We start from the raw sequence: 17,219 nt of genomic DNA on the forward strand, positions 1-17,219 counted from the left end.
GGTCGTGTAAACATGAAATTATTATCAGTAGTGATCCCTTGTTATAACTCACAAGATTACATGAGATATTGCATTGAATCTTTGTTGCCAGGGGGAGATGCAGTAGAATTACTGATAGTGAATGACGGTTCTGTTGATCAGACAGCACAGATTGCAGATGAATATGCGAAGAGGTATCCTACTATCGTAAGAGCGATTCATCAGGAAAATGGCGGGCACGGAGAAGCAGTAAACGCAGGCATTCGCCATGCGTCTGGCCTCTACTTCAAAGTAGTCGATAGCGATGACTGGGTCGACATTCGGGCATACTTAAAAGTGTTGGCGACATTAAAATCAATCGTCTCAAAAAATAGCTGCGTTGATTTGGTGATAAGCAATTACGTATATGAAAAAGAAGGCGCCAAATATAAAAAAATCGTGAAGTATGACAATGCCTTGCCGGAGGGCACGCCGTTTACATGGGATGATATCAACTATTTCCGCAAAGGGCAGTATCTATTGATGCATTCCGCTATTTACCGAACACAGCTGCTTCGGGATTGTGGGCTGCAACTTCCAAAACATACGTTTTATGTAGATAACTTGTACGTCTATACGCCCCTTCCCCATGTAAAGACTCTTTATTATATTAATGTAGATTTTTACCGTTATTTTATTGGCAGGGAAGGGCAATCTGTCCAAGAAGCAATTATGATTAAGCGAATTGACCAGCAAATTAAAGTCAATAAATTAATGATTGAACAAGTAAATTTAGACCATGTCGAGAACGATAAACTACGCCACTATATGTTAAGCCATTTAGAAATTGTTACGGTCGTTTCTGCCATTCTACTCATTCGGTCAGGAACAGCAGAGAATTTACAGAAGAAAAAAGAATTAATGGAATACTTTAAGACCCATAATGTGCAACTGTACCAAAGTTTAAAAAATGGAATTATGGGGCGTTTAATCAACTTGCCTGGACGAGCAGGGCGTCATATTTCTGTTGGTGCGTATAAAATCTCGCAAAAATTAGTAGGCTTTAATTAATTGAACAAACGAACAAAACGAAAGCAGGAGTCGAATTCGATTTCCTGCTTTTTCTGTCCTTCCATTAGAGGATCGTTCGCTATATATGGTACTATAGGGGGTATAAATAGCGCTTGCTTCTATCGTAGAATATAGGTTAAAGAAGGCACGCTTAGTTTATCATTTTTTAACTTAAATGGATGACCAATAAGATGAACGAGGAACTGAAATGAAGTATAAAAAATGGATTGAACAAATGACGTTAGAAGAAAAGGCTTCTTTAATGTCAGGGAAAGATTTTTGGCAAACGCAGAATATTGAACGCCTGGGAGTAAACAGCATTTTCCTTGCAGATGGTCCCCACGGAATTAGAAGGCAAGCAGTCGCGGCAGATAAATTAGGGTTAAATGAAGGCATGCCGGCCACTTGTTACCCTACGGCGGCAACGGTGGCGAATAGTTGGAATGCTGAATTAGGCGAGAAAGTTGGCGAATATCTCGGAGAAGAAGCATTGGCGCAAAGAGTGAATGTCTTGCTTGGCCCTGGCGTCAATATGAAAAGAAACCCGTTATGCGGCCGTAACTTTGAATACTTTAGCGAAGATCCTTATCTTGCTGGTAAGATGGCAGCCGGTTACATTAGGGGCATCCAATCACACGGAATCTCAGCATGCGTGAAACATTTTGCTGCGAACAACCAGGAAGAAAAACGGATGACCATCGACACGATTGTTGATGAAAGAACGTTAAGAGAACTCTATTTGACTGCGTTTGAGATTTGTGTAGAAGAAGGAAAGACCAAATCGATTATGTCTTCCTATAATAAATTAAACGGAACCTATACAAATGAGCATATGCATCTCATGCAAAACATTTTACGGAATGAGTGGGGGTATACCGGCACTGTTATCACCGAGTGGGGCGGCAGCAATGATCGCATCCAAGGATTACTCGCCGGAAATGAATTGGAGATGCCGACAACTGCCGGAGAGACGGACAAAGAAATTGTCGATGCGATCAAGTCGGGACAATTAAACGAGGAAGTTTTGGATGAAGCGGTTGATCGGCTACTAGATCTCATTTTTTCAACAGAGGCTGCTTTCCAAAAGCCAATTGGGCAATTTGATGTAGAGAAGCACCATCGCGTCTCGCAAAAAGTAGCAGAAGAATCAATTGTTTTATTAAAAAATGACGAAAATATTCTTCCGTTAAAATTCGGCAAGAAGGTTGCGGTAGTGGGGGAATTTGCCCAAAACGCAAGGTACCAAGGAGCGGGATCGTCGATTGTCAATCCAACCATCTTGGACCATACGATGGATTGCTTCGAGGAATCTGGCATCGTCAGTATCGGGTATGAACCTGGATTCGAACGATATGGGAAAAAGAATCAACAAAAAATTGACCAAGCCTGTCAGTTAGCAAAGAAAGCAGATGTTGTTCTATTGTATATCGGCCTTGATGAAGCAACAGAAGCAGACGGCCTTGATCGAAAAAATATGAAAATACCGGATAATCAAATTGACTTATTAGAGGCATTGTATGAGGTGAATACCAACATCATTGCCATTATCTCTTGCGGTTCGGCGGTAGAAATGCCTTGGATTGGTAAAGTCAAAGGCTTACTGCACGGTTATTTAGGAGGGCAAGCGGGAGCGAGAGCGATCTTGCGTGTGCTATCAGGAGATGTGAACCCTTCGGGGAAACTAGCGGAGAGCTACCCGTTGCGATACGAAGACACACCATCCTACAAGCATTTTCCTGGTAAAGAAGCAACGGTTGAATACCGAGAATCTTTGTATATTGGTTATCGTTATTATGACACCGCTGAAGTCGATGTATTGTTCCCTTTTGGTTTCGGATTAAGCTATACAAGCTTTGAATATGCTGATTTGAAAGTGGATCGAAAAGGGGTAACTTTTCAGTTAACGAATACAGGAGATCGAGCAGGCATGGAAGTGGCGCAACTATACGTTGGTTGCACGTCAGACAACATTTTCCGGCCCAAAAAAGAATTAAAAGGCTTCAAGAAAGTGTTTATTAATGCAGGCGAGTCAAAAAAAGTACGAATCCCCTTTGACAATAAAACGTTCCGCTATTTCAATGTGAAGACAAACAAGTGGGAAATTGAAGAAGCATATTACACGATTATGATTGGCGCCTCTAGTGCGGATATTAGACTTCAACAACAATGGTTTGTCGAAGGGACGAATGCGCCCTTTCCTTATAAAAAGGAAAAACTGCCTAGCTACTATTCAGGAAAAGTAAATGATGTCAGCATCGAAGAATTTGAACAACTTATCGGCCATAAAATCCCTGAGCCGACATGGGATCGTACTCAACCACTAGGATATAACGACACGATTGCTCAATGCCAATACGCAAAGGGCTGGTTCGGCAGAATCGCGTATTATTCCATCATTCAAACGCAACGCTTCTTACGAAAAATAGGAAAGCGCAGCACAGCAAACATCATGGACATGTCGATTTTAAACTTGCCGTTCCGGGGGATTGCCCGAATGACTGGGGGCATAGTAAACATGCCGATGCTAGACGGCATTTTATTGATGGTAAACGGGCATTTCTTTAAAGGATTTTGGCAAGTAACAAAGGAAAAAGCAAAACTAATAAAGGCAAAACGAAAATCCAAAGCAGACTTAATGAAAAATTAGCCAGTTTGTTTTGGTGTTCTTGCCGATCGTTCGGTGCGAACCCTAAGCGAATAGAGAGTTCGCACCAATATAATATTGAAAAAACGGCTCAATATTGGATGGAAGGGAAAACCGACATTCGTTGCTTTTTGGATGTTACTTTCCATAAAATAGGGCTATCGTACTCTTTGTGGGTGCGTGTGCAGTCATTGACTTATTCGAACGACTTCTCGCTTCGAACTCTTTATCGCTAAGACCAGACTAAAATCAATACCCTCTAATACAGCAGCCAGAAACCCTTGTTTTACAGCGTTTTTGGCTGTTTTTTTATTTGTTTTGTTGAGCTGCTTGACAAGGTATGCCTTTGTTTTGTAAAGTAGTTATCACACTAACTACTTAGAGGTGCGATATGGAAGAGGCAGTCATTCAGGAGCTGCAAAAGCACGGCTTTTCCAAATATGAGTCAAAAGCGTATATCGGTTTATTAAAGGCGCCGGCGATTACAGGTTATGAACTAAGCAAGCGCTCAGGCGTGCCTCGGTCAATGATTTATGAAGTGCTTGGTAAATTGTTGGATAAAGGGGCTGTGCATACCGTTCCCGCTGATCCAATTGTATATAAGCCAGTGGACCCGCGGCAGCTATTGACGAAAATAAGGGAAGATCTTGATGCTTCTTTAACCTCATTAGAGGATTCGTTGACGACTTTAGAAAGCGACCAAAAAATTGATGTGGTGACAAGGATTGTCCAGTATGAACATATCATTAGCGAGATGCGTTCCATGATTCGGGCAGCGAAGAAAGAGTTATGGTTATCAATTTGGTCGCCGACAGTGGCAAGCATTGAGGACATGTTAAAGGAAAAAGAAACGGACATTCCGATTTTTACTGTATTGTTTGGCGATGAAAGCAAGTCATTTGGGCATACGTACCACCATAACTATATGGCGCCTAACATTGTCAGTGAACGAATGGGTGGTTATTTGACCATTGTCATTCGTGATGAAGAAGAAGCGTTGATTGCAAAATTTAGCGATAAGGGTTCAGAATGGGCTGTTAAATCAATGGATCCTGCTTTAGTGCTCATTGCTACAGAATATATTCGCCATGACATTATGGTCGAAGAAGTGACCAACGCATTTGGACCAGAGAAGCTCGATGCTTTATGGAGAAAACGTGAAGATTTAATTCACGTCATGACAGGAAAAAGCAGCTTGTGATAAGCGTGATGCTCAAAGCAAGCTGTTTATTTTCGAGGGATTTTTAGTAGTTAGTAGTATAACTTCTAGGGGATGTACAATGAATGCATATGTGAAATTTAGTTTGGCTATGGCAATTTTCGGTTCAATTGGGCTGTTTTCTGTGAAGGCCGGTTTACCGGCGATAGAGCTTGTTTTTGTTCGCTGTTTGTGTGCGAGTTTGATGCTAGGCGCAGTAATATTGTTAACGAATAGGAAAGGAAGAAAGGAGCGGCCGCCGAGAAGCGAGTACGGAAAGGTTTTATTATGTGGCTTGTTTCTTGTACTCAATTGGCTTTTCTTTTTCCGGTCGTTTGAAGTCATGCCGATTACGGTAGCAGTGTCGATCTACCATTTAGCGCCACTGCTTATCTTACTTTTAGGTTCATTGTGGTTTAAAGAAAAGCTGACTTGGGCAGGCATCGCCTCGATTGTGATTTGTTTTGCCGGTGCATTGCTCGTCGGCAAAGCGTATAGCCACGGCCATGTTTCTGACTTTTTGCAGACAGGTATTGGCTGGGCTTTTGCTGCTGCGTTCTTCTATGCATTAACGTCTCTTGCAGGAAAAAGCATCACTGTTTTATCGCCAACTAAAACAACACTCATACAAACAATGCTTGGTGTTCTATTATTGGCGCCATTAGTCGATTGGCCCTTATTTTCGGGACTTTCAGCCGAGAACTGGCTGTTTATTCTTATAACAGGATTTATCCATACAGGTGTTGTCTTTTATTTTTTCTTTTCAAGTTTAAGAGAATTGCCTGCTTCTACAATTGCCATATTGGTTTTCATCGACCCGATCGTTGCAATTTTGCTAGATGTGGCGATCCTTCACTATCACCCCGATATCCCCCAACTTGTAGGGATATTGCTAATTTTTTTAGCTATGGGGTACCGCCCGAAAAAATACGAACAGAAAAAGGCATGAGCGTAGATGTTATGCTGTGAATTTTTATGTTAGTAACTTAGATTTTTGAGGTAATTGTATTAAATCCTAAGTACGTAACCAGATGATGAGAGCAAATCCATATACATTCGTATTTGTTGCGCATGATGGATATGTGTAAAGGGGCATACTCCATCCAAGCAGAAATTGCTTCTCCATGATAGACTCTCTATACTAGACGGTAGAAATCGATGAATAGAGAGAGGGAAGCCCATTGGCTACGATAAAGGAGATTGCTGAAAAAGCAGGTGTCTCTATTACGACAGTTTCGCGAGTGCTCAAGCAAGACCCCACTTTATCTGTGACGCAAGAGACAAGGGAAAAGGTGTATGAAACCGCGCAACGGTTAGGCTATACAAAGAAACGATTTAAACATTCATTAAAAAAAATTGCCTTCTTGTATTGGATTACGGAAAAAGAAGATTTGCAGGACGTTTATTTTCAAACAGTAAAGAAAGGCGTTGAGGAGGAGGCAAACGAACGGCAGCTTAACTTAACAACGTATTCGATCGGTGACGGAATTAAAGCAATTGACCCGCAAACAAAAGGCGTCATTTGCCTTGGGCGTTTTAGCAAGCGTGAACTAGACTACATTCGTACGTTAACAAATGACGTGGTGTTTATTGATACCTCGCCTGATGAAGATCATTTCGATTCTGTCCGGCCCCATCTCCGCAGAATGATTGAACGGATGATCGATTATTACATGGAAAATGGCCATACAGCAATTGGTTATATTGGCGGCAATGATTTTGACACCGATTGTGGCGGTTATATTCCCGATCGCAGAGAGCGTGCCTTTAAAGAATATATGAGGCAAAAAGGACTTTTCGATGAACGGTTTTTGTTTGTTGGCGACCAATATGCTGTAAATGAAGGCTATGCTTTGATGAAACGAGCGATCCACTCGCTTGGGGACCAGTTGCCGACAGCATTTTGTGTAGCAAGCGACTCCCTTGCTGTAGGTTGTTTGCAAGCATTAAACGAGGAACGAATTGCGTTGCCGGAGCGGGTAAATGTATTTAGTATTAATGACGCCAGCATCGCCCAATATGTTTCCCCGCCGTTGACAACCTTTCGGATTGATGTGAGGCTTTTGTGCCAAACGGCGATTGACTTGTTATTGGAACGGTTCGTCGATAAGAGAACTTCTCCAAAAACAGTCCTTATGTCATGTCATCCAATCTTTCGAAAAAGTACGGGCTAGAGTCCTAAAGGGCTATTAGACTGTAGATAAACAAGCGTTTCTCTATCAGCCTGAGTGCGGTAATCGACTTTGGACAACCTCTAGAGCCCTTAAGGGCTCTTTTTTTGTTACTTAGTAAAATATTTTACTAAATATAGATATATAAATAAGTTTACTTTTTTCGTGAATGTTGTTATTTTATAAGAAAGCGGTTACTTTTTTGATTGAGGGGATGACAAATGAAAAAGAAATGGCGAATGGTGTTGCTTAGTGGAGCAGTTCTGACCGTTGCAGCTTGCGGACCACAAGAGGATGGCGATGTTGGGGAAAGCGCTAGTGGGACATCTGCTGATAAATTAGTGATCTGGGAAGACGCTGAAAAAGCAATTGGCATTGAAAAGGCTGTCGCTGCTTTTGAAGACATGCATGGAATTGAGATTGAAGTGATTGAAAAAGAGTATGGCGGGCAGTTAGAAGATTTGCGTTTAGATGGTCCTGCTGGTTCTGGGCCGGATGTATTGACGATTCCCCATGACCAAATTGGCACTGCCGTTGTTGAAGGGCTACTCGCTCCCTTAGAGGTCGATGATGAAGTGACAGGCCGTTTTACGGAAGAGTCGCTGCTTTCGCAAATGGTTGACGGAGAAGTATACGGGTTGCCAAAAGCAGTTGAGACAACAATCCTTTTCTATAACAAAGAACTGGTAGATGAGCCGCCGCAGACGCTTGATGAATGGTATGAGCTATCGAAAGAGAGAGTCGCTGAAGGCGAATATGGATTTGTGGCAAAGTGGGATGAAATTTATTATGCCATGAGCGTAATCGGCGGAGGTGGCGGCTATATTTTTCCACAAAATGAAGATGGGCAGTATGATGTGAACGATATCGGGCTGGCCAATGAAGGGGCGATTGAAGGCGGCACGTACATTCAAACCTTTTTTGAAGAAGGGCTGTTTCCTGCTGGCATTGTTGGTGAGCAAGGGACTAACGTGCTTGATTCCTTATTCACTGAAGGAAAGGCGGTTGCGGTCATATCTGGACCTTGGTCGTTTGAGCCGTATGCGCGAGCTGGCATCGATTACGGTGTATTGCCGTTGCCTGCTTTGGCGGAAGGCGAGCCGATGAGTTCCTTTTTAGGAGTAAAGAGCTATAATGTCTCTTCCTATTCCCAAAATGCAGAACTAGCCCAAGAGTTTGTTGAATTTTTGACAAATGAAGAGAATTCACTGGACCGTTTTGAACAAACGAGGGAAATACCGCCTCTAACATCGCTAACGGATCACCCAGCCATTGCCGAAGACGAGGATGCCGCTGCTGTTTCAGAACAAAGCCTTTATGCGACCATGACACCGAACAATCCAGAAATGGCCGAAGTGTGGACGCCAATTGACAATGCGCTAGGATTGATTGCGACAGGACGGACAGACGTACGGGAAGCATTAAAAGAAGCAGTTCAAACAATCGAGTCGCAAATCGAAGCGAACCATAGCCAAAACTAAGGAGCGAACGCCTCTATTAAAAGAGAAGGTGAAGCACGTGAAACTTGACGAGCAACCAAACATCAAACCTGCCACGAACCATGCACTCGTGGCGGGGATGCTCGCCATTATTCCCGGAATGGGGCAAATGTACAATAAGCAATTTGCAAAAGGAACGGTTTTTTTCCTTTTTGGCGCAGCTTTTCTGTTTGTATTTAAAGACATATTCAATATGGGGTTTTGGGGATTAGCAACGCTAGGCGTGCAAACGCCAAGAGATAACTCCGTCTTTTTGTTGGCAGAAGGAATTATTGCGGTCATTGTGGCAGCGTTTGGGCTTGCATTTTACTATTTCATGATAAAAGATGCGGTGAAGAACGGAAAACGTCGCGACGTAGGGCTTGAGCTTCATTCGATCCGCCGCCAGTACCATCATCTGCTCGATGCGAGCTTTCCATATTTGATGAGTTCACCTGCCTTTTTTCTGCTTATCTTTACAGTTATTTTTCCGATTTTGTTCAGTTTGGCGATTGCCTTTACCAATTATGATTTATACCATTCTCCACCCGCCAACTTGTTCGATTGGGTGGGGTTGAAAAATTTTCGTGATATCTTTTCTGTCCCGATTTGGCGTTCGACTTTTTTTGACGTGCTTGGCTGGACGATTGTATGGACGCTTGTTGCGACAACGCTCCAATGCGCGTTGGGCATTTTTTTGGCGATTTTATTAAATCAACGCGATGTACTGGGGAAAGCGTTTTTCCGAACGTTTTTTATTCTTCCTTGGGCGGTGCCAGGGTTTGTAACGATTCTTGTGTTTGCTGGCTTGTTTAATGATTCGTTTGGCGCGATTAACAACCATATTCTCGCGTTTTTTGGCATTGATGGCCTGCCTTGGCTAAATGACCCGTTTTGGAGTCGTGTGGCGTTAATCGTTATGCAAATGTGGCTAGGGTTTCCGTTTGTGTTCATTATGACGACAGGCGTCTTGCAAGCGATTCCTAGTGATCTCTATGAAGCAGCGACGATTGATGGAGCCGGCTTTATGCAGAAATTCCGCTTGATTACATTGCCGCTTGTGCTCTATTCGATTGCACCAATTTTGATTACACAGTACACGTTTAATTTCAACAATTTCAACATCATTTATTTGTTTAATGGCGGAGGCCCACCAATGCCAGGCTCAACGGCAGGGGGAACCGACATTCTCGTGTCGTGGATATATAAGCTAACGATGCATTCATCCCAATATGCATTGGCCGCGGCAATCACGATGTTGCTGTCGATTTTCGTTATTGCTATTGCCCTTTGGCAATTTAAGCGTACAAACTCCTTTAAAGAGGAGGATATGATGTGATGACGGTTCATACGAAAAGGCGAATCCGCTTGTTTGTGACTTATTCCATTTTGATTAGCGTGGTCATTGTGATTGCTTATCCGCTTGTGTGGACAATCGGCGCCTCCTTTAATCCTGGCAATAGTTTGATGAGCACGTCCATAATCCCAGAAAACCCAACGCTGGCCCATTATATTAATTTGCTTGGGGAGGCGTCGCACCCTTACGTACAGTGGTACCTCAATTCAATTAAAATTGGACTCCTCACTATGGGGCTAACGCTTGTGCTTGTTAGCTTTTCTGGTTATGCGTTTTCTCGGTTTCGCTTCAAGGGGAGAAAAAATGGCTTGATGCTGTTTTTGCTTTTGCAGATGATCCCGCAATTCTCTGCCTTGATCGCAATCTTTGTGCTGGCGCAAATGCTCGGGCTAATCAATAGCCACTGGGCATTGGTGTTGATTTATGCAGGTGGGCAAATTCCGATGAATACGTTTTTGTTAAAAGGCTATCTTGATTCGATTCCCCGGGACTTGGACGAATCGGCGCGGATGGACGGCGCAAGCCATTTTCGCATTTATGGGCAAATCATTATGCCCCTTGCGAAGCCGATACTTGCTGTGGTCGCGATCAATTCATTCACAGGCCCACTAGGCGACTTTATCTTAGCAAGCGTCATTGTCCGTGCGCCGGAAATGTATACACTCCCAATTGGCCTTTATAATTTGGTGTCCAATCCAATGGGAGCCAGCTATACGATGTTTGCTGCAGGTGCGTTGTTGATTTCCATTCCAGTTGCGCTCATGTTCTTGTTGTTGCAAAAGCAATTTGTCTCTGGATTGACACAAGGAGGCGTCAAAGGATAAACGAAGGAGATGGTCAGAAGTTGAGCTTGCGTGGCAAATGGTCGTTTGTCGTAATGCTAGTTAGTATCGTCTTATTTGGAGGTGCAGATGTGAAAGCAGCGGTTACAGTTGAACCAATTGCTGGATTGGATGATCACTTTATTAAAGGAGCCGATATCTCGATGTTGCCAGAAATCGAGGAAAACGGCGGGCGCTATTATGCCGATGGAGAACAAATTGATCCACTCGTGTTGTTAAAGGAAAAGGGCGTAAATGCTGTCCGTATCCGCATTTGGGTAGATCCTTACGATGAAAACGGCAACCCGTATGGCGGCGGGACTGTTGATGAACAGCGCGCCGTTGATCTTGCAAAGCGTGCCCATAGCCATGGTTTTCAACTGCTGCTCGATTTTCACTACAGTGATTTTTGGACAGACCCAGGGAAGCAGTTTAAGCCAAAAAGCTGGGAACAATACAGTTTTGAGGAATTAAAGGACGCTATCTATAACCATACATCAAATGTGCTTGGCCAGTTAAAAGGCGCAGGGGTCATTCCGGAAATGGTCCAAGTTGGCAATGAAATCAATGCCGGAATGTTATGGCCTGACGGCAAAAGCTGGGGAGAAGGCGGCGGTGAATTTGAAAGGCTCGCCGCATTGTTAGAAGCAGGGCTCACTGCCGTGAAAGACTGCGACCTGGGCATCCGTACGATGCTTCATTTAGCAGAAGGCGGAGATATCGATATGGCTCGATGGTGGCTCGATGAGATGGTGAATCGGGACGTTGATTTTGATGTAGTTGGTTTGTCTTACTATCCTTACTGGGATGGGGATTTCAGTAAGCTCAAACAAGTAATGGAGCTTGTTACGAACCATTACGGCAAAGGCGTCAATGTCGTGGAAACAGCCTATGGCTTTACGACAGACAATGGCGACAACTTAGACAATCTCTTTTCAAATGAACACGCACAGCTAGTCGGTTATCCAGCATCACCGCAAGGACAAGCGTCTTACTTGCGAGATTTGATGGAGACGATCCATACGGTAGGCGGAGAAGGGTTCTATTATTGGGAACCACTTTGGATTCCAGTATCTGGTGCCTCTTGGGCGAATGAGGCAGGAATGGGCTACATCCAAACAGAAGGAGAAGTTGGCAATGCTTGGGACAATCAAGCGATGTTTGATTTTAATGGAGAAGCACTGCCTTCATTAGATGTGTTTCACTTAGTAAACCAATTGAAATGACAAGAAGAGAAGGAGTAGGAGAATGAAGTATCCACCAGTACACCCATCAGTGGAAGGGATGATGCATGGCGGCGATTATAATCCTGATCAATGGCTGCACATGCCAGAAATCATTGATGAAGATTTCCGTTTAATGCCCCTCGCTCATTGCAACACGTTTTCGATTAATATTTTTGGCTGGAGTGCGATTGAGCCAGAGGAAGGAGTCTATACGTTTGCATGGCTAGATGACATTATGGACCGTCTTGCCGAAAATGGTTACCATGCGATCCTGGCTACGCCAAGTGGAGCAAGGCCTGCATGGCTTTCTAAAGCCTATCCGGAAGTGCTCCGTGTCGAAGCGGACAGACGGCGGAATTTACATGGACAGCGCCACAACCACTGTTTCACTTCCCCTGTGTACCGCCAGAAAGTTAAGCAAATAAACCGCAAATTAGCGGAGCGCTACAAAGGCCATCCGGCTTTGAAAATGTGGCATATTTCGAATGAGTATGGCGGCGCTTGCCATTGTGACTATTGCCAAGATGCTTTTCGCTCCTGGCTAAAGCGCCGTTACGACAATAGCTTGGCTAAATTAAACGAAGCTTGGTGGACTGGTTTTTGGAGCCATACGTATACAGACTGGGAACAAATCGAGTCGCCTGCTCCCCATGGGGAATCGATGATCCACGGCCATAATTTAGACTGGAAGCGATTTGTTACTGACCAGACGATTGACTTTTATCGAAATGAAATTGAGCCGATCCGCGAGTTGACGCCTGAAATCAACATCACAACGAATTTTATGGGCAATTACCCCCATATGCGGCCGTTTCTTGGGCTAAATTACCAAAAATTTGCTGATGAATTAGATGTGATTAGCTGGGACAGTTATCCGGCCTGGCATGGAGAAAAGCAATCGACGGAAGCACTGGCAGCAGACGTCGCCTTTGTCCATGATCTCTACCGCTCTTTAAAAGGCGGGCAGCCATTTTTGTTAATGGAAAGCACACCAAGCCTTGTTAACTGGCATGATGTGAACCGCGCCAAGAAGCCAGGCATGCATGAGTTATCATCATTGCAAGCCGTTGCCCACGGAGCAGATGCGATTCTCTACTTCCAATGGCGAAAAAGCAGAGGCTCTTCTGAAAAATTTCATGGCGCCGTCGTAGACCATGTCGGCCATGAACATACACGCGTTTTTCAAGAAGTCGCTCATCTGGGACGAACGCTCGAACAGTTGGCTCCTGTTGCTGGTTCGACCGTAGAAGCGGATGTCGCAATCATTTATGACTGGGAAAACCAATGGGCGATTGATGATGCCCAAGCAACGAACAATATCGATAAAGGGTATGCGACCCAAGTTCAGAGCCATTATCGAAGCTTTTGGAAACAAGGTGTCCCAGTCGATGTCGTCTCAATGAACGATGACATTTCCACTTACAAAATGGTCGTTGCCCCGATGCTCTATATGCTCAAACCGGGAGTGGCTGAGCGAATCGAAGCATATGTCAAAAATGGCGGTACGTTTATTGCCACGTACTGGAGCGGCATTGTAGATGAAACCGATCTATGTTTCCTTGGTGGTTTCCCTGGCCCATTAAAGCCAGTGCTTGGCGTTTGGGCTGAAGAAATTGACAGTTTGTACAAACATGAAACCGTACCGTTCACGTGGAATGGCGATACGTACGAGGCCCATTCATTTATTGAACGAATTCATTTAAAAGGCGCTGAAACGATCGCTGCCTTTCAAGGCGACAGCTCGCCAACACCAGCAGTCACGAAAAACCGACTAGGCAAGGGAACTGCTTATTATATGGCGTCGGCTAACGAACAACGCTTCTACGATGCTTTTTACGAGCTGCTCATTAACGAACACGGGCTTGCGTCTTCTGTCGCAGCTTCTATTCCGACAGGGGTAAGTGTGCAAACAAGGACGAACGGCGAATATGCGTATACGTTTTTCATGAACTTTAGCGAAGGCGAAAAGCGTCTCACACTAAATGGAGAAAAGAAGACGATCCAAGGGGAAACGATCGATCAAGTCACGCTTCGCCCATATGGGTGGGAAGTCGTGGTGGAAGCCATCTAATTGTAAAAGAGAGGAGACTCATTCGCGAATTTGGTTTGTTGCAAATAATTTCCCGCATGAATATAGGCTGTTTTTCAGTCAAGGCTGGAGGTTAAGTCGGCTACTTGCAAGCGATTGACCTCTGCTTTAGGCGGATCAACAGTTTTTTTATGCCATCCCATTCACGTGCTCACGTTGGATAGTTTGTAAAAGAAAAGGAGGGGTATTAACGAAACTTAGAAATGGCCTCTCTCGTAAATGTAAACCACTGTTTTGCCAGTCACAAATTCTGGTCCACAATGGACTAAATGGGGGGATCAGTTTGAATGTTAAAGTCGAAGAGGCGATCGAGATACTTGAACGCACGCCGGACACACTTGCTCATTATCTGTCGGGTTTGTCAGATGGTTGGCTGCACTTCGATGAGGGGGAAGGTACATGGAATGCGATAGAAGTAGTAGAGCATCTTATTGAGGCGGAAAAGCATAATTGGCTGCCAAGACTGGCTTTTATCATTCGTGAAGGGGAGAGCAAGCCGTTCCCTGAATTTGATCGTTTTTCTCACTTGCGTAGTGGGGATAATCGTTCAGTAGCGCAAGCGTTAGCCGATTTTAAAAACGTGCGGCTGAACAATGTGCACACATTGAAAACGTGGATTGGCGACGGTTTCGATTATGAAAAGACAGGTTTTCATCCTGCATTTGGGCGCGTTAAAGCAAGAGAGTTGCTGTCGACGTGGGTCGTTCATGATTTTACGCATATTGCCCAAATAGCGCGCGTTATGGCGGAACGATACAGGGATGATGTAGGGCCTTGGCATGCGTATTTAGGTATCTTAAACAGAAAGTAGCAAGCAGCGTTGCGCTGCTTGCTTAACCTTTAGACATACGCTTACGTGAAGTAAGATTGACCGTTTTTCAAGAAATCAATCAAGACTGCTTGGTATTGCCTGACTGAGTCTGTATACACCATTTCATTGTCGCCATGCCAGTCATAACCAACAGGGCCAAACTCAACGGCATTTCCGCCGTACTTCGTAAAAAATTGCCCGTCGTTGGAGCCATGTTGCCCGTAAAGTGTCGCCTTTTCCAATTGTGTTTGCGCCACTAACGAGTCCGCGAGCGCTTTGACAAATGGATTGTCTGCTTTTGTTTTAACAGGGCTATTGCAAATATGTGTGCGTACGACGCCGTCCGTGATTCCTTTAATCTGCCTCAAAATCTCGCTAGGCGATTGGTCCGGCAAATAGCGGATGTCCAGTGACATGTCGCATACGTCAGGCACTTTGTTGTAGACAGTGCCTCCCTGTAACTTAGCAAGGTTAATGGACGGTTCTTTGAACATGGGAGGCGCTACCTCTTGGGCGAACGGCAATTCAAGAATGGCTTCATAGAGTGCATGTGCTTTTAATATGGCGTTATTGCCTTCCCAAGGACGGCTGCCGTGTGCAGGCTCTCCCTTGATATGAATATCAACCTGCAAGACGCCCTTTGACTGAATGGCGATTCCCATGTTTGTTGGTTCGCCGCAGATGATGAAATCGCCTCTGTGCCCTTGTTCTACTAAATAGTTGGTGCCGTAAAGGCCTCCTGTTTCTTCATCAGGGACGATTTGAAGTTGAACGCGCCAAGGGAGAGGCACGCCGTTTAACTCTGCCATTGTTTCCATCATCGCGGCTAAACCGGCTTTCATGTCCGCCGAACCGCGCCCATATATTTTTCCTTCCTTTGTGTATGGAGAAAACTGGGATCGGCGGCCTTCAATCACGTCAATATGGCCATTAAGCACAATGGTGTTGCTCCCGCTTCCAATGCTAGAGACAAGCATAGAATAACCGTTGTTAACAAGCCGTTCGACTGGCAGTCCTTTGTCACTCAGCCACTTTTCGCAAAAAGCAATCGCTTTGTTGACTCCGGCTTTGGTTGAACTATCTATGCCAATTAAATCTTTTAGCAACGGGATTGGGTCCCCCATGTTTTTCCTCCTAACTTCGCAAATGGTATGATACTCGATCACCGACTTGGATGCAGTTCAGAAAATGTCTTCTCAATTGGGACAACGATGTCATGGCGAGCAAGTTCATGATTGGGCCGTGTCGTTAGCCACTCCTCTTTGACAGTCTTCCCTGCCGTAAGAGCAATAATGGCGGATGGAACATCTGCACCAGCATGGTGAGAAAACGCATAACCGCCGCCAAATCGAGGGTTGATGTCAATGACGTAGTAATCGTCGCCATTGAAAAACACATCGGCATTCATATATCCAGCATGACCTAAATGCTCGCCCATTTTGCGGGCAATCTCAACCAACTCAGGTTGATGGACGGTTATGCACCGATCTACATCACCGCCTCTCATTTGCAGTTGTTTGCGGATAAACGACGCGCAGAAGCGGCCGTCTAAATCATTGAATATGTCCAGGCTGTATTTATCACCTTCGATAATTTCCTCGATTAAAATGTTGTTTTCTGCTTCTTTTGCGGTCGCATCATCTAGCGGCGACTCTTTTACCGTGTTGACGGCGTGTTGGTATGCATGTTCAATGTCTTCGATTTTATGTGCCGTTTCCACGCCAATTGAAGCAGAGCCGTTGCGGGGCTTGATCATTAGTGGAAACGCTATCTGATTGTTAGCGAGGGCAGCTTTTACTGTTGCGATCGAGCAGTATGATTTTGGTGCTTTCACACCAATAGGGCTTAGCAATTGCCGGTAGTTGCCTTTATCGCGGACGCTGTCCACAACGGATTGGTCAGGGGCAAAAACAGCGACTCCCTGTTCTTGAAGTTCCTTTTTGTGTGCAGCTATTTTGGGCACTTCCCAATCATTTAATGGCACAAGGCAATCAACGTTGTGTTTTTGGCAAATGGTAAGAATCGCTTCCATATAATGCTCGTCTGTTTGATGAGGAATGACATAGTTTTCGTCTCCTGCTTGTAAAGAAGGGGCGTTGTATTCTGGATCGGCGACAATTACTTTCCCTTCTATGTTTGCTTTCTTTAAAGCCTCTTGAAAGAAGCCAACAAAATCAATTCGTCTAGCACCTGATGTCAGTAATATATTCATGGCGATTGCCTCCTTCTTGAACGTTTGAAAGTTTTATACCCCGGATTTCATATTTAAATCATATTGTGATCAACTCATTCTTTGATCATAGTATTTTCGATGCCTTTAAGACTATATTTTTGTAAATAAATGGGTTTATCAAGGTTGTTGATTCATTCATTTTCGATGTAACTCAGCGAAAGG

General features: G+C 44.4%; 13 protein-coding genes. 11 read left to right on the forward strand and 2 right to left on the reverse strand.

Annotated elements, in window-relative coordinates; genetic code table 11:
• The first annotated feature begins 12 nt into the window (after positions 1–12).
• The 11 genes from N6H06_RS03260 to N6H06_RS03310 all read left to right on the forward strand — a co-directional run bounded on the left by N6H06_RS03260 (position 13) and on the right by N6H06_RS03310 (position 14,824).
• Positions 13–1,029: a glycosyltransferase family 2 protein gene (locus tag N6H06_RS03260; protein ID WP_062745588.1), complete on the forward strand. Its 1,017-nt coding sequence runs from the start codon at positions 13–15 to the stop codon at positions 1,027–1,029.
• Between the two features lie 208 nt (positions 1,030–1,237).
• Complete coding sequence (locus N6H06_RS03265; RefSeq protein WP_263705628.1) at positions 1,238–3,676, forward strand: beta-glucosidase family protein; 2,439 nt, start codon at positions 1,238–1,240, stop codon at positions 3,674–3,676.
• A 388-nt stretch (positions 3,677–4,064) separates the two neighbouring features.
• The gene (locus N6H06_RS03270; protein ID WP_212954384.1) at positions 4,065–4,874 is read left to right on the forward strand and encodes a TrmB family transcriptional regulator; all 810 of its coding nucleotides are present in this window, start codon (positions 4,065–4,067) and stop codon (positions 4,872–4,874) included.
• 79 nt (positions 4,875–4,953) lie between these two features.
• Entirely contained in the window at positions 4,954–5,820 is an 867-nt protein-coding gene (locus N6H06_RS03275; protein WP_263705629.1) for a DMT family transporter, read from the forward strand.
• Positions 5,821–6,052: 232 nt separating this feature from the next.
• Positions 6,053–7,045 (forward strand): LacI family DNA-binding transcriptional regulator, encoded by a 993-nt coding sequence (locus N6H06_RS03280; protein ID WP_263705630.1) that lies wholly within the window; start codon positions 6,053–6,055, stop codon positions 7,043–7,045.
• Positions 7,046–7,263: 218 nt separating this feature from the next.
• Entirely contained in the window at positions 7,264–8,523 is a 1,260-nt protein-coding gene (locus N6H06_RS03285; RefSeq protein WP_263705631.1) for an extracellular solute-binding protein, read from the forward strand.
• 97 nt (positions 8,524–8,620) lie between these two features.
• Positions 8,621–9,859, forward strand: coding sequence for a carbohydrate ABC transporter permease (locus N6H06_RS03290; protein WP_263705871.1), 1,239 nt, complete (start codon positions 8,621–8,623; stop codon positions 9,857–9,859).
• The gene (locus tag N6H06_RS03295) at positions 9,859–10,701 is read left to right on the forward strand and encodes a sugar ABC transporter permease (RefSeq protein WP_263705872.1); all 843 of its coding nucleotides are present in this window, start codon (positions 9,859–9,861) and stop codon (positions 10,699–10,701) included. The genes N6H06_RS03290 and N6H06_RS03295 overlap by 1 nt, the downstream gene beginning before the upstream one ends.
• Positions 10,702–10,721: 20 nt before the next feature.
• Positions 10,722–11,924, forward strand: a complete 1,203-nt coding sequence (locus N6H06_RS03300; RefSeq protein WP_212954382.1) for a glycoside hydrolase family 53 protein — start codon at positions 10,722–10,724, stop codon at positions 11,922–11,924.
• Positions 11,925–11,946: 22 nt separating this feature from the next.
• Positions 11,947–13,995 carry a beta-galactosidase gene (locus tag N6H06_RS03305; protein WP_062745599.1) on the forward strand — a complete coding sequence of 683 codons (2,049 nt, stop codon included), beginning with the start codon at positions 11,947–11,949 and terminating at the stop codon, positions 13,993–13,995.
• A gap of 301 nt (positions 13,996–14,296) precedes the next feature.
• Entirely contained in the window at positions 14,297–14,824 is a 528-nt protein-coding gene (locus tag N6H06_RS03310; protein WP_062745601.1) for a DinB family protein, read from the forward strand.
• A gap of 41 nt (positions 14,825–14,865) precedes the next feature.
• On the opposite strand, the gene N6H06_RS03315 is transcribed toward N6H06_RS03310, so the two are convergent.
• Positions 14,866–15,948, reverse strand: coding sequence for a M20 family metallopeptidase (locus tag N6H06_RS03315; protein ID WP_212954380.1), 1,083 nt, complete (start codon positions 15,946–15,948; stop codon positions 14,866–14,868).
• A gap of 38 nt (positions 15,949–15,986) precedes the next feature.
• On the reverse strand, positions 15,987–17,036 hold the full coding sequence (locus tag N6H06_RS03320; RefSeq protein WP_263705632.1) for an ATP-grasp domain-containing protein: 1,050 nt from the start codon (positions 17,034–17,036) through the stop codon (positions 15,987–15,989).
• Positions 17,037–17,219: the final 183 nt, after the last annotated feature.

Origin of the sequence: Shouchella tritolerans (assembly GCF_025770735.1) — a bacterium.
Lineage (GTDB): Bacteria > Bacillota > Bacilli > Bacillales > Bacillaceae_D > Shouchella > Shouchella tritolerans.

Coding starts and splice junctions, on each gene's coding strand:
- N6H06_RS03320 (WP_263705632.1), bottom strand. CDS start 17,036: ATGAATATATTACTGACATCAGGTGCTAGACGAATTGATTTTGTTGGC.
- N6H06_RS03260 (WP_062745588.1), top strand. CDS start 13: ATGAAATTATTATCAGTAGTGATCCCTTGTTATAACTCACAAGATTAC.
- N6H06_RS03285 (WP_263705631.1), top strand. CDS start 7,264: ATGAAAAAGAAATGGCGAATGGTGTTGCTTAGTGGAGCAGTTCTGACC.
- N6H06_RS03275 (WP_263705629.1), top strand. CDS start 4,954: ATGAATGCATATGTGAAATTTAGTTTGGCTATGGCAATTTTCGGTTCA.
- N6H06_RS03265 (WP_263705628.1), top strand. CDS start 1,238: ATGAAGTATAAAAAATGGATTGAACAAATGACGTTAGAAGAAAAGGCT.
- N6H06_RS03315 (WP_212954380.1), bottom strand. CDS start 15,948: ATGGGGGACCCAATCCCGTTGCTAAAAGATTTAATTGGCATAGATAGT.
- N6H06_RS03290 (WP_263705871.1), top strand. CDS start 8,621: ATGCTCGCCATTATTCCCGGAATGGGGCAAATGTACAATAAGCAATTT.
- N6H06_RS03305 (WP_062745599.1), top strand. CDS start 11,947: ATGAAGTATCCACCAGTACACCCATCAGTGGAAGGGATGATGCATGGC.
- N6H06_RS03270 (WP_212954384.1), top strand. CDS start 4,065: ATGGAAGAGGCAGTCATTCAGGAGCTGCAAAAGCACGGCTTTTCCAAA.
- N6H06_RS03295 (WP_263705872.1), top strand. CDS start 9,859: ATGACGGTTCATACGAAAAGGCGAATCCGCTTGTTTGTGACTTATTCC.